The organism is Methylobacterium sp. CCH5-D2 (genome assembly GCF_001556475.1).
In the GTDB taxonomy this organism is placed as follows: Bacteria; Pseudomonadota; Alphaproteobacteria; order Rhizobiales; family Beijerinckiaceae; genus Methylobacterium; species Methylobacterium hispanicum.
The window spans coordinates 1-12,285 of the sequence record NZ_LSIX01000140.1 but is presented as its reverse complement, the minus strand read 5'-3'; the positions used below and the strand labels follow the sequence as shown (position 1 = coordinate 12,285).

Here is a 12,285-nt window from a genome sequence, read left to right as displayed (position 1 = left end):
TCGCGGCGCAAGTCGTCGCGGCGCAAGTCGTCGCGGCGCAAGTCGTCGCGGCGCATCTCCTCGTGCCGCCGCTGCTCCCGCATCCGCAGGCCGAGTTCGTATTCCCGGCGCTCGAGCTCCTGCATGATCAGGCTGTCCTGCGCCCGAGCTGGGGCCCCGGCGCCGCCGAGAAGCGTGAGCGCCAGGAGCGCTGCCGCGAGGGCTGCCGGCAGAGCCCTGCGCGGGATCGGGGCAGGTGCGCTCGCCGCCCGGGACAGCACAGGTGCGGTCCGGCACGCGCACGACGGAACCGAGAGCGGGAATAGTCTATTGAGTTCCCAAATCCCGCATCCCGTCAAGGGCAATCGACCATGCCGAGCCGCACGATCACCGAAATTATTCAGATGTACTCGACCGGGATCATCTCGCGCGAGTGTCTCGAACACGAGATCCGCTCCTGGAATGGGGAGGACGAGCCGGAGACGAAGCCCCGCGAGGCCGAGGGCTGCATCGTGCTCTATCCCGACGCTTCGGGAACATGGCGCGCCGCCGCCTGAGCGACCCGCCCGCGACAGGCGCCCGACCGCGCGGCGGCCGGCGCCGACCTCACGCGATCCGGTCATGGAGACCGGACAGTTCCTGCAGGCAGGCGTCGAGGCTGGGCAGATCAAGCTCGCTGTCGGCCAGATCCGTCACGAGATGGAGGCTGTCGTCGGCGGCAAGACCGACCCGGACGACCCGGCCCGTCGAGGCCTGATGACCGGCTTGCATGAGCGCGCGCCGCAGACGGTCGCCGTCCGCCCGCCGTGCGAGACGGGCGAGGCCGACGAAGACCCGGGACCCGTCCGGAGCCGGGGTAAGGGAGAGCGTCCCGGTCGAGGCGAAGGCGAAGCTGAGGCTGCCGTCGCGGGCCGGCCTCAGCGGCAGGCCGAGCCGGTCCGCGAAGCTCTGACCCAACAGCAGGAAGCCGCGCCCGAAGCTCACCGGGTCTCCTCCTGGCCCTTCGCGTAGACGCCCTCCTCCGCCGCGACGATCTCGTCGAGGATGGCGAGGATCGCCTTGACCTGCTGCAGGCGCGCGGGAAGCGAGGGCATCACGTCGTCGGGCAGCTCGCCGTGCAGGCCGCGCAGGCCGTTGGTGAAGGCAAGCTGCACCCCGAGGCCCTGCTCGGCGAAGCTGCCGAGCAGGCGCCGGGCATCCGCCGCCCCCGCGCCCGCCAGGGCGGCGAAGTTCAGCATCCGGCTCGTGAGGGCGGTCACGTCGGCACCGCGGCGGTCGGCCGGGAGACCGCGCTCGGTCAACTGGACAAGATCGCCCATCCCGTCGAGGGCCGACTGCATCTTCTTCAGCTTGCCGAGTTCGGTGAGCAGCCCGTGCAGGAAGAGCGGGTCGGTCGAGGGGCCGGTGCTGCCGAGGTCCCGTCCCGCCGCCGCCATGAAGGTCTCGACCGCCGCGTCGAAGTTCGTGAGGAGCGCGAACTTGCCGAGCGCGTCGAAGAGCTGGCCCATATGCGGGGTGTCGCGCAGCATTGCCCGGTAGACGTCCCGCACCGTCGCCGGATCGGTCTCCAGGGTCTCGGCCGCGCGCGAGGCGACGGCCGCCGCCGCGAAGCCAGCCCGCACGTCGCGCCCGACCGCGCTCGTCTCGAACGCGCTGCGCGCTTCGTCGAGCAGGGCGAGAAAGGCCGGCTCCGCCCCGCCGGCCTCGAACTGCGCGCGGGCGATCTCCAGCCCCGCATACTGGTGGGTGACGTCGGCGTCGAAGGCCTGGAGGGCGGCGAGCACGTCCTCCTTGGTGGGGGCCGAGCCCCCCTTTCCGGTCCCGGCCAGGAGGTCTTGGAAGGATTGCAGCGTCTCGACGAGATCGACGAGCTCGGTCTCCCGCGGCATGTCGGGGAGTTCGTCGAGATACTCGCGCAGGCGCGCGAGCGCTTCCGGATAGGCGGCCTGGCCCTGGCGCACGCTGCGCTGGCCGAGCGACTTCTTGTCGGCCCGGTGGGCGACCGACATGCCGATCTCCTCGGCCGCGTCGGCGAGCTTGGCCTCGTCGGAGGCGAGGGTCACGGTCTCGCCGCGGTAGCTGCCGCGGGCCTCCTCCATGACCTCGCCGCCGACGGGCGAGATCGCGTTGAAGGTCGCGATATTCTGCCGGGTGATCTCGGCGGAACCGGACATCGCTGCTCCCCGGGCTCCTGCCCTGCCTCAGGCGACGTTGCGCGCCACCGACTTGAGCGTGTCGGAGACCGTCTTCAGCATGTTGGTGCGCAGGTTGCTGATGGCGGACCACGAGTTCATCGCCATCTGCATCGAGAACATCTTCTCGGTGTCCGACAGGTTGGCGTTCTGCTCGATGTTGCGGATGTCGTTCTCGATGCTCTTCATCTGCCCCTGGAGGTAGTTCTGCCGCCAGATCAGGTCGAAGCCGTCGTAGCTCTTGAAGTTCGTCGCGTAGGTGCCGCGCGTGTTGTCCGTGGCGCCGTAGAACGAGTACGTTCCGGTCGGTGCTGCACTGCCTGCCATGGGGAATCTCTCCTCGGATCTGTGATGGGCTAATCGGTGGGTGCGGCGGCCAGGAGGTCGCGCGCGGTGACGAGCGCGGCGCGGAGGCTCTGCGTCGGCGCGCGGTGGCGCGGGTCGAGGCCGGCCCGCAGCTGCACCTCGACCCGGTCGAGGGCGGCGTCGAGGCGCGCCAGGGACGCGCGGCGGACCTCGCCGCCCGACGGACCCCGCAGCGCCTCCTCGAGGTCTGTCATGCCGAAGGACGGCTCGGGGCGGTCCGCGTCCATCAGCAATCCTCCACGGCCAAGCCCTCGAGCCGGGCCCGGTCGAGGATCAGGATGCAGCGATCCGCGACGGCGATCCAGCCGGCGCGCTCCCAGGTCTTGAGGACACGGTTGACGTTCCCGCGCGAGCCGCGCGCCATCAGGCCGAGGTCGGTCTGCGTCACCGTGCTGCCCAGCGTGCCGACCTCGCGGCCGCGATACTGCGCGCGCGTGCCGAGATGGCCCGCCAGCCGGAGCACGGACTGGGCCAGCCGCGCCGAGAGGGTCTTGAGGCTGAGGTCGCGGGTCAGCATCACGTAGCCGCGATAGCGGCGCGCCACGACCCGGCCGAGCGCCGCGCCGATCTCGGGATAGCGGTCCGAGAGAAGACGCAGGGTCTGCGCGGGGATGCCGGCGGTCACGACCGGGCCGATCGCCGTGGCCATGTCGCAATAGGTCGAGCCATCGAACACGCCGAGCTCCCCGAAGCTCTCGCCGGGCGGCAGGATGGCGTGCAGGACGGCCGACCCGTCCTCCATCAGCGAGGCGATGCGGACGTGGCCGGAGACGACGAAGTACAGGTACGCCGCCTCGTCGTCCTGGAGGTAGATGAAGCCGTTATGGGCGTGGCGACGGCGCAGCGCCGCCTTGTCCAGCGCGGCCCTGGCCTCGGCACCCAGGCCGGCGAAGTCGCGCGAGCGGGCGAAGAGCCCGACCGGAGGGGCGTCGCCGAACCGCGCCATCTCCGGTCCCGGCGCCTTGTCGCGCAGGGATTGCGGCGGCGCGCGGCGGGCCTCGACGAGGGTGGAATCGGAGAAGACCGGAGCACGGGCGTGCAGCGCATCCAGGGGTGCGGGCCGGCCGCTCTGCTCCTGATCCATCGTGCCCCCCGCTCGGTCAGGGTCCATCCATAGCGGAGCGACAGCTCGGAAGCTTGATTGGTATTGCGGTTCGGGAGGGTGCCTGTACGTAGGGTTTCCGGATTCGGTTTCAATAATCCTCCGGCTCACCGAAGGCGGGGTGCTGTGCTCAACGGTACAGGTCCGGGCGTGCCGGCGGCCTATCGTGCCGGCGCGAACCAGCGGGGCCGGCGTGGCATATTCGGACGGATCGACGATCGGCGAGGCGCTGCGGGCGCTGCTGGGGCCGGAGGCCGGCCTGGATGCCGACGGCCGGGTACGCCTCGATTTCCGGGGCGACGTGACGCTCGTGCTCGAATGCCCGGCCGGGGCGGAGGTCGCCTTCCTGCACGCGGCGGTGCTGCGCAGCGACGCGGCCGAGCACCTGCGCAGCGCCCTGTCGTGGAACCTGTTCGGGCTGCCGCTGCCCGGGGCGTGGCTCGCCTTCGATGCCCCGGAGCGGACGATCCTGCTGTGCCGGACCGTCCCGCGGCGCTGCGATGGCGGGCAGCTCGACACCATCCTGGCCGAGCATCTGGGCGCGGTCGCGACCCTGCGCGAGCGGTTCGCCGCCGCGTCCGGCGAGCCCGAGGCCGCACAACCCTTCGCCTCCGAGAGCTACACCTTCCGCCTGTAGGGCCGCCCGTCCCCAGGAGCCCCCGCGCCGCCGGAGGGGCCTGCGGCCGGACTGCCCCTCCTTCCCGCTCCGAACCCGAGCCGCGCCATGACCCAGATCGCGACGCCGCCCCGCCCCCGCCTCGACGTGAGCGCGCTCGCCGGCGAGGCCGGGCCGAAGCCCTCGGAGGGAGGGACCGCGCGCAGCGCAACCGAACTCGTACGGGCCGGGCCCGCGAAGGGGCTCGTGCCGGGCGCGGCGGCGTGGACCGCGAAGGCGCCGCCCGCCAGCGTCAGGGAGCGGTTCCTCGGCGCGGGCGGCCTCGCGCCGCAGCGCGCGGCCGCAGAGGGTGCCGGCCCGGCGGCGCGCGAGACGCGGGCGCTGGCCGCCGCGCTCCAGCCCGCCTACGGCCGGGCCCACGACCCCGAGGTGCCGGCCGCCGACCGCGCCGCCGCCGCCAGGGCGCTCCTGGCGGCGCAGGCGGCCCCGCGGGCGGCCGTCGCGGCCGAACTCGGCGCGGTCGAGGCCCGGCTCGCCGAGCCGGGGCAGGCGGACATGCCGGCCCTGCGCGAGAGCCGCCGCCAGCTCCTCCTGCGGGCGATCGCCGTCGAGCTGCCCCTGCTGGCATCCGCGCCCGAGCTCGCCGCCCTGGCGGAGGGCCTCGCGGCGCTGCGCGACCGGCTGCCGCCCGGCAGCCTGCGCGACCTCGCCGGGGGCGCGCTGGTGCGCACGCTCGCGGAGCAGCATCCGCTGCACGCCATGCGGACGGTGGTGGACGGGAGCCAGCCGAGGGGCGCGGACCTCGCCGCGACCCTCGCGGCGGCCGTGCGGGTGCTGGGCGGGGACGACGAGGCGCTGTCGCTCAACCTCCTCAACGGGCTCAAGCTCGGCGCGACGCCCCTGCGCGCCCTCACGACGGAGCTGCGCTCCCAAGCCTTCGAGCAGCGCGCCGCGCAGGCGTTCCGGGCGGACGCGGAGCGGCTCGGCGGGGCGGATCTCGGGCCCGCGGGCGGCACGGCGCCGGCGCGCATGCGCGAGGCGCTGCGGGCCGGCGGCCCGGACCTGCTGACGGCCTTCGAGGGCAAGATGGCGGCCGCCCGCGCGCTCGCGGGCACCCACGAGGCGCTGCAGGAGCAGCTCGGCCGCCTCGGCCGCACGATCGGCCCCGCGAACGCGACGCTGGTGGCCTCCCAGCTCCTCTGGGCGGTGAGCAGCTACATCGACTCGGACGCCGAGGTCGCGGCCGGCCGGCGCGCGCAGGAAGCGGGCGAGGCGCCCGTCAGGACCGAGCGCGGCCTGCTCGAACTCGAGACGCTGAAGGCGTTCGCCTCCATGGGCGAGGACGGCGCCTTCCAGATCGCCCGCTACGCGCAGCTCCTCGAGGAGGCCGGCAGCCAACAGGCCGCCCTGTTCGGGCAGGCGGACCCGGGCGCGGCCGGCAGGCACGTATCGGCCGAGCGCGTGGTCGCCCTCCTCGGGCTCGATCCCGAGAAGCTGAAGACCATCGGCTACGAGGCCGGCACCGCCCAGGAGGTGTTCGACACCAGCGTCGCCCTCGGGCGGCGCAACATGAGCGACCGGGCCCAGGTCCGGGCCGCGGTGACGGGCTTCGCCCAGGTCGGCAAGGAGACGCTGGGCGACGTGAACAACCAGCGGGCGATCAACAGCCTCGCCGCCAAGCGGGCGGACCTCGCCGCCCGGAACCTCGTCGACACCGTCCGGGAGCAGGCCTTCCGCTCGCTCCACCCGACCCGCGCTGAGCCCGGGACCCCCGCGGAGAAGACGGAGGCGCTGAAGCGGGTGGTCATCGGGCTGCAGGCGAAGATCCTCGGCGACAAGAACCCGACGGGACACTACGCCCTGATGCTGAAGGCGGGCGCCCAGCGCGACCGGATCGAGCGGGACCTCATCGACCTGCACGACCGGAAAGCGGCCCTGCAGGAGCGGACGGACGCGCATCGCGCCGCCCTCGCCGCGCAGCGGGGAGCGGGGGCCGCAGCGGAGGAGAAGCCCGACGGCCTCGGCGCCGCCAAGGTCCTGCGCGCCGCGGCCGAGGAGATCCGGATCGCCAACGGCACGGTCGGGGGCATCCGCATGGCGGGGATGGCCGAGCGGGCCGCCCGCTCGGTCCAGGCCCTGGCCCCCCACCAGCTGGAGCGGATGTTCGACAAGGCCGAGGTCGCCCGCATCAAGGCGGACGGGCCGAGCGAGGCCGAGATCCTGCGGGCCCTCCCGGGCGCGCTCGCGGTCATCGCGCTCCGCGAGGAGATCCCAAAGGCGCGCGCGGAGCTGAAGGCCATCGAGGAGGGCATCCGGACGATCGAGGCCTCCCGGGACAAGCGCGTGGTCGTCGGGGCGGAAGGCAGCGTCGTCACCGGCCTCAAGCGCCTCGTCCAGGGCCGCGCGGACCTGCAGGTCGCCGCCGCCCTCGCCTGGACCGGCTCGTCGGACCTGCGGCGCGCCTTCGAACTCGACGAGACGGCGCACGACGCCCTCGACCGCGTCATCCGCATGGTCGCCTCCGAGGTGATGCTGGAGACGACCGGGGGCGCGCCCGGCAGCACCTTCGAGCCCGCCCGGCACCGGGACGCGATCGAGGAGCGCCTCCGGGCGGTCGGCGTCGACACCGCGATGATGAGCGCCAGCATCACCGCCCTCCTGCGGGCACCGATGACCGACGCCTCCGTGGAGGCCTGGGCCGCGCGCGAGGCCAAGTTCGACGACTTCCGCGAGGCGCTCGGCACCGCGCCCTCGTTCTTCTCCTCGGCGGGCTTCGCCGAGCAGCGGCAGAAGGTGCTCAACGTCGGGGCCGTCAAGGACGCGGTCGCCCTCCAGGTCACCAAGCAGGCCCGGATGGACGAGCGGACCGCGCGCGAGCTCTCGACCCTCGTCGGCGCCCTGAAGCCGGGCGACAGCTTCGCGGTCAGCGGTGGGCAGGTCGTGGCGGCCAAGTGGACGCAGAAGCTCGATCCCGCGCTCCTGTCGTCGGTGACGGTGCGGCTGAGCGGCCAGACGACCCGCGACCTCGTGATCCGCCGGACCGAGGGGGGCTGGGAGGTCGGGGGCCTCAAGGGCCTGAAGGCGACGGCCGGGGTCCAGGCCTCGGTCGGCCTCAGCCCGGACAGCTTCAGGGACACGGGTTTCACCGCGACCGGCTTCCGGGCGGAGGCGGTCCTCACGGGCGGGCTCGGGGTCGGCGGCGGTTCCAGCCGGGGCGAGATGCTCACGCTGGCGGACGGCAAGGCCGTGGTCGAAGCGCTGATGGCGACGCTCGACGGCGAGCCCCCCGGCCGCGACGTCATCGACGCGATGCGCGACCCGACGGCGGTGAGCGTGACCTTCGGACAGGTCGAGGCCGCGTTGTCGGGCGCCGCCCGCATCGGCTTCCGCGCCGCGCATGCGGGCGCCGACACCCGGGGCGGGTCCTGGACCGAGAAGCCCGGCGGCCTCACGCTCGGCGTCGCGGCCCGGGCGGCCGCCTCGGGGGACCTGCGCTCCGAGAGCGGCACGTCGCTCGACCGGACCTACCGGACCGAGACCACCCGCTACGAGGTGTCGTTCGGCATCACGCCGAGCGCCGCGATGGACCTGCAGGCGCTGGGCAAGGCGGCCGGCGCGGCGGCCAGGGGCGACGTGCTGGCGGGGAACCTGAACCCCGACACCCTGACGAACCTGAAGGCCTCGGCCGCCGAGACGGCGGGCAAGCAGGGCTTCGGCCTCGCGGCGACGGGCGGCAACGCGCTCCTGGGGCTGATCGCCAAGGAGGCGCTGGGCGCGATCCCGCACGACCTCGTCTGGAGCAAGGCGGTGACGCGCGAGATGACGGTGCGCAACCTGCGCGTGGGCGACGACGCGTCGGCCGAACTCGACCAGGCCACCATCGTGCAGCGCACGCAGGTGCGCGGCGTGCTGGACACCGCGCAGACGCTGTGGGGCGTGCTGAACCGGCCCACGCGCGACCTGCTCGAGGCCGACCCGGCCCTGCGCGACACATTCCGGGGGGTCCTCGACGCGGCCGCCGCCGACGCGCAGGAGCGCAGCCTCGAGGTCATCTCCACCCTGACGCCGGCGGCCCGCGACCTCGTGCAGGGCCTGAACCGGCTGCAGCGCGCGGCCGCCGCGGACGGCGACACCGAGCTCGCCCGGATGTTCAAGAGCGAGGCGAACGCCGTGCTGGGGGACGAGGCCAACTTCCAGCCCTGCGCCGTGCGCCTGCTCCGGGACCGGGACACCGCGGGCGTCGATACCGCCATACCGCTCTACGTGATCGACATCGCGCGCGCGCACGGGCTGGCGAGCCGCCAGGAGATCGCGGCGGCCCGGTTCGCCGGCCGACCTGTCTAGAGCGCTCTGCGCCGAAGTGGATGCCGGTTCGGCGAAAGAGAGCGCGTCGAAACAAGGACTGAGAGCCGCGGCCCGCCCGCGGGCGGGCGAGGCCGGCGGGAACGCGCCAGCCCGGTGCCCGGCCCGGGGGTTCTATTTGGAATTGTTCGCGGTTCCATGCATCCTGAGGTCGGACCGAGCACGCCACCCGGAACGCCAAGAAGGCCGGGCGCTCGACCGCGGAGGAAACATGAACGAGATCGTCAATCCCGAGTCCCTGCTCGGCGCCAAGGAAGCCGGCGCCAAGGAATCCGGCGCCAAGTCGGAGGGTGTGACCGAGACGTTCTTCGGCGGCTGCCCGCACGATTGCCCCGACACCTGCTCGATGCTGTTCGACGTCAAGGACGGTCAGCTTCAGGGCGTACGCGGCAACCCGGATCACCCGATGACCCGCGGCGGTCTCTGCGTGAAGCTGAAGGACTACGAGAAGCGCCACTACCATCCCGACCGGCTGCTCCATCCGATGAAGCGGGTCGGCCCGAAGGGTTCGAAGCAGTTCGAGCGGATCAGCTGGGACGAGGCGCTGGACACCATCGTGGCGCGCTGGAAGGCGATCATCGACCAGTACGGGCCGCAGGCCATCGCCCCCTACAGCTATCTGGGCAACCAGGGCCTCGTGCACGGGCTGAACGGGGGCGACGCCTTCTTCAACCGCCTGGGCGCCACGGTGACCGAGCGGACCTTCTGCGGCGAGGGCTCCTGCACCGCGTGGCTGCTCACGGTCGGCCCGACCGCGGGGCTCGACCCGGACAGCTACATCCACTCCAAGTACATCGTCATCTGGGCCTGCAACTCGGTCAGCACGAACCTGCACCACTGGGCCATCGTGAAGGACGCCCAGAAGCGGGGCGCCAAGGTCGTCGTCATCGACGCCTACGCCTCGCGCACCGCCAAGGGCGCCGACTGGCACATCGCGCCCAAACCCGGCACGGACGGCGCGCTCGCCATGGCGCTGATCAACGCGATCATCGCGCAGGGGCTCGTCGATCAGGACTACGTCGACAATTACACGGTCGGCTTCGAGGAGCTGAAGGAGCGGGCCCGCACCCGCACGCCCGAATGGGCGGAGGGCATCACCGGCGTGCCGGCCGAGGATATCCGCACGCTCGCCCGCGAACTCGCCACCGCGCAGCCGGCGGCGATCCGCATGGGCGTGGCGCTGGAGCGGCACTACGGCGGCGGCCAGACGATCCGGGCGGTGACCTGCATCCCGGCGCTCACCGGCGCGTGGCGCCATGTCGGCGGCGGCGTCACCCAGTTCGGCGTCTGGGAGCACCCCTACCGGTTCGACGTGATCTGCCGCCCCGACCTGATCCCGGAGGGCACCCGCGTCGTCTCGAACCTGCAGATCGGCCGGGCGCTGACCGGCGAGATGCAGCTCGACCCGCCGATCATGTCGATGATGTGCTGGAACTCGAACCCGGTCACGCAGGCGCCCGAGACGGACAAGATCGTCGCGGGGCTGATGCGCGAGGACCTGTTCATGGTCTCGGCCGAACACTTCATCTCGGACACCGCCTCCTACGCCGACATCCTGCTGCCGGCGACCATGGGTGCGGAGATGGAGGACATGATCCTGTCCTGGGGCCACCTCTATCTCACCTACAACACCAAGTGCGCCGAGGCGCCGGGCGAGGCCATCCCGAACAACGAGATCTTCCGCCGGCTCGCCGCGAGGCTCGGGTTCGAGGAGGAGAACTTCAAGTGGACCGACAGCGAGTGCCTCGAGCACTACGTCGATTGGTCTTCCCCGGCCTGCGAGGGGATCGACCTCGCCTACATGCGCGAGCACGGCTTCGCCCGCCTGAAGGTCGGCACGCCCGACGACCGCGCCCCGCACCGGGCGGGCAACTTCCCGACGCCGACCGGCAAGTGCATGCTGAAGGTGGAGGGCGCCACGAACTTCGTCGCGCCGCCCTTCCGGCAGATGTACGAGGGCTTCCAGCCCGGCGAGGCCCTCGACCCGCTGCCGGACTATCTCGGCCCGCGGGAATCGCACGCGAACGACCCGGAACTCGCCGCACGCTACCCGCTCAACATCGTCTCGCCGAAGAGCCACTACTTCCTGAACTCCTGCTACGCGAACATGGAGGACAAGCAGCGGGGCCAGGGCGAGCAGTTCGTGATGATCAGCGAAGCGGACGCCGAGGCGCGGGGCATCCGCGACGGCGACCGGGTGCAGGTCGCCAACGACCGCGGCGCCTTCAAGGGCGTGGCCCGCATCACCGACGACGTGCGGGCCGGCATCGTGGTGGCGACGCTGGGCTACTGGCGCCAGCTCAACGAGGGCACGGTCAACAGCATCTCGTCGGGCGCCTTCACCGACATGGGCCACGCCCCGTCCTTCTCGGACAACCTCGTGGAGGTCTCGCGCGCCAACTGAGCCGGCCACGGAGTCTTCATCGGACGGCCCGGCCTGTGCCGGGCCGGTTCCGCTTCGGCGCGGCCGTCGTGGACCCGTGGGGATGCGCGACCGCTCAGGCCGCCCGCTGCCGCAGGCGCGCGACGCCCTGCCAGGCCGGAGCCAGGACGAAGCTCGTCAGCGGGATCAGCAGGCCGCCGACGACGAGGCCGACGAGGCCCGAGGCCGCGGCCGTGACGAGCCACTCGATGCCGCCCCGGGCCGCCGGGAGCCAGTCCCCGACCCACGCCGCCGCCGCGTGGATCGCGTGCGCCGGGGCCGTGAGGCCGTAGGTCTCGAGCCCGTGCACCAGGATGCCGCCGCCGACCCAGATCATCGCCGCGGTGCCGACGATCGCCAGGAGCTTCAGCAGGCCGGGCATGCCCTTGACCACGGCGCGCCCGATCGCACGGCCGAGGCTTCCGAGCGGCGCGGGCGCGGTATTGCCGGCAAGCGCGAGGCCGGCGTCGTCGGCCTTCACGATCAGGGCGACCGCGCCATAGACCGCGACCGTGATGCCCAGCGCCACGATTGCCAGGACGGCCGCGCGCATCCAGAAGCTGCCCTCCGGGATGGCGGCCAGCGTGATCGCCATGATCTCGGCGGAGAGGATGAAGTCGGTCTTGATCGCGCTCGCCACGCGTCGGTCCTCCGCGGTCCGGTCGTGCGCGGAGGCGGCGAGGTCCTCCTCGTGGGCATGGGCGCCGTGGGGGACGAGGGCCTCGTAGACCTTCTCGGTGCCCTCGTAGCAGAGATAGGCGCCCCCCAGCATGAGGAGCGGGGTGATCGCCCAGGGCGCGAAGGCGCTGAGCGCGAGCGCGCCCGGCAGAAGGAACAGAAGCTTGTTGCGCAGCGACCCCAGCGCGATCCGGCCGACGATCGGCAGCTCGCGCTCGGCGGCGAAACCCACGACGTAGCGCGGCGTGACCGCGGCGTCGTCGATGACGACGCCCGCGGCCTTCGCGCCCGCCCGCGCGGCCTGGCCGGCGACGTCGTCGAGGGAGGCCGCGGCCATCTTCGCGAGGGCCGCGACGTCGTCCAGCAGCGCGATCAGTCCGATGCTCACAGGGTCCCCTCGGCGCGAAAAAGCTTCGCCGGGAAGACGTCCGAGCGCGCGGATGGATCCGCCGGGGGGCCGGCGCGGGTGCGCCGGCCCCGTTCCTCACCAGCGATGACGCCAGCCGGCGTGGCGCCAGCCCCAGTGACGGCCGTGCCAGCCGGCGTGGCGCCAGCCCCAGGGGCGGCG

11 protein-coding genes are annotated in these 12,285 nt (G+C 72.9%); 4 read left to right on the top strand and 7 right to left on the bottom strand.

Annotated features, from left to right (window positions below):
- The coding region (locus AX737_RS37755) for a hypothetical protein (protein WP_156453504.1) at nucleotides 1–260 on the bottom strand (260 nt) is incomplete at its 3' end.
- Nucleotides 261–350: 90 nt separating this feature from the next.
- Between AX737_RS37755 and AX737_RS37750 the strand changes: the two genes are divergently transcribed.
- The gene (locus tag AX737_RS37750) at nucleotides 351–536 is read left to right on the top strand and encodes a hypothetical protein (RefSeq protein WP_156453503.1); all 186 of its coding nucleotides are present in this window, start codon (nucleotides 351–353) and stop codon (nucleotides 534–536) included.
- Nucleotides 537–585: 49 nt separating this feature from the next.
- Here AX737_RS37750 and AX737_RS37745 read toward each other — a convergent pair whose 3' ends face one another.
- Genes AX737_RS37745 through AX737_RS37725 form a run of 5 tightly spaced genes read right to left on the bottom strand, consistent with a single transcriptional unit; the run spans nucleotide 586 to nucleotide 3,621 of the window.
- Nucleotides 586–963 (bottom strand): hypothetical protein, encoded by a 378-nt coding sequence (locus tag AX737_RS37745; protein WP_066918950.1) that lies wholly within the window; start codon nucleotides 961–963, stop codon nucleotides 586–588.
- Nucleotides 960–2,153 carry an HrpJ domain-containing protein gene (locus AX737_RS37740; protein ID WP_066918948.1) on the bottom strand — a complete coding sequence of 398 codons (1,194 nt, stop codon included), beginning with the start codon at nucleotides 2,151–2,153 and terminating at the stop codon, nucleotides 960–962. Before AX737_RS37740 ends, AX737_RS37745 begins: the two co-directional genes overlap by 4 nt.
- Nucleotides 2,154–2,180: 27 nt before the next feature.
- Complete coding sequence (locus AX737_RS37735) at nucleotides 2,181–2,498, bottom strand: EscF/YscF/HrpA family type III secretion system needle major subunit (RefSeq protein ID WP_082772853.1); 318 nt, start codon at nucleotides 2,496–2,498, stop codon at nucleotides 2,181–2,183.
- Between the two features lie 29 nt (nucleotides 2,499–2,527).
- Nucleotides 2,528–2,764, bottom strand: a complete 237-nt coding sequence (locus AX737_RS37730) for an EscE/YscE/SsaE family type III secretion system needle protein co-chaperone (protein ID WP_066918946.1) — start codon at nucleotides 2,762–2,764, stop codon at nucleotides 2,528–2,530.
- Nucleotides 2,764–3,621: a Crp/Fnr family transcriptional regulator gene (locus AX737_RS37725; RefSeq protein ID WP_066918944.1), complete on the bottom strand. Its 858-nt coding sequence runs from the start codon at nucleotides 3,619–3,621 to the stop codon at nucleotides 2,764–2,766. The genes AX737_RS37730 and AX737_RS37725 overlap by 1 nt, the downstream gene beginning before the upstream one ends.
- Nucleotides 3,622–3,832: 211 nt before the next feature.
- Here AX737_RS37725 and AX737_RS37720 point away from each other — a divergent pair, with 211 nt between their 5' ends.
- The 3 genes from AX737_RS37720 to AX737_RS37710 all read left to right on the top strand — a co-directional run bounded on the left by AX737_RS37720 (nucleotide 3,833) and on the right by AX737_RS37710 (nucleotide 11,021).
- Nucleotides 3,833–4,276: a CesT family type III secretion system chaperone gene (locus tag AX737_RS37720; RefSeq protein ID WP_066918942.1), complete on the top strand. Its 444-nt coding sequence runs from the start codon at nucleotides 3,833–3,835 to the stop codon at nucleotides 4,274–4,276.
- Between the two features lie 87 nt (nucleotides 4,277–4,363).
- The gene (locus AX737_RS37715; RefSeq protein ID WP_066918940.1) at nucleotides 4,364–8,599 is read left to right on the top strand and encodes a hypothetical protein; all 4,236 of its coding nucleotides are present in this window, start codon (nucleotides 4,364–4,366) and stop codon (nucleotides 8,597–8,599) included.
- Between the two features lie 229 nt (nucleotides 8,600–8,828).
- Entirely contained in the window at nucleotides 8,829–11,021 is a 2,193-nt protein-coding gene (locus AX737_RS37710) for a molybdopterin oxidoreductase family protein (protein WP_066918938.1), read from the top strand.
- A gap of 94 nt (nucleotides 11,022–11,115) precedes the next feature.
- Here AX737_RS37710 and AX737_RS37705 read toward each other — a convergent pair whose 3' ends face one another.
- Nucleotides 11,116–12,105: a DUF808 domain-containing protein gene (locus AX737_RS37705; protein WP_066918936.1), complete on the bottom strand. Its 990-nt coding sequence runs from the start codon at nucleotides 12,103–12,105 to the stop codon at nucleotides 11,116–11,118.
- Nucleotides 12,106–12,285 lie beyond the last annotated feature (180 nt).

What these genes read in the sequence shown, in the direction of transcription:
- AX737_RS37750 (WP_156453503.1), top strand. Translation starts at nt 351, where the DNA reads ATGCCGAGCCGCACGATCACCGAAATTATTCAGATGTACTCGACCGGG.
- AX737_RS37740 (WP_066918948.1), bottom strand. Translation starts at nt 2,153, where the DNA reads ATGTCCGGTTCCGCCGAGATCACCCGGCAGAATATCGCGACCTTCAAC.
- AX737_RS37735 (WP_082772853.1), bottom strand. Translation starts at nt 2,498, where the DNA reads ATGGCAGGCAGTGCAGCACCGACCGGAACGTACTCGTTCTACGGCGCC.
- AX737_RS37730 (WP_066918946.1), bottom strand. Translation starts at nt 2,764, where the DNA reads ATGGACGCGGACCGCCCCGAGCCGTCCTTCGGCATGACAGACCTCGAG.
- AX737_RS37725 (WP_066918944.1), bottom strand. Translation starts at nt 3,621, where the DNA reads ATGGATCAGGAGCAGAGCGGCCGGCCCGCACCCCTGGATGCGCTGCAC.
- AX737_RS37715 (WP_066918940.1), top strand. Translation starts at nt 4,364, where the DNA reads ATGACCCAGATCGCGACGCCGCCCCGCCCCCGCCTCGACGTGAGCGCG.
- AX737_RS37710 (WP_066918938.1), top strand. Translation starts at nt 8,829, where the DNA reads ATGAACGAGATCGTCAATCCCGAGTCCCTGCTCGGCGCCAAGGAAGCC.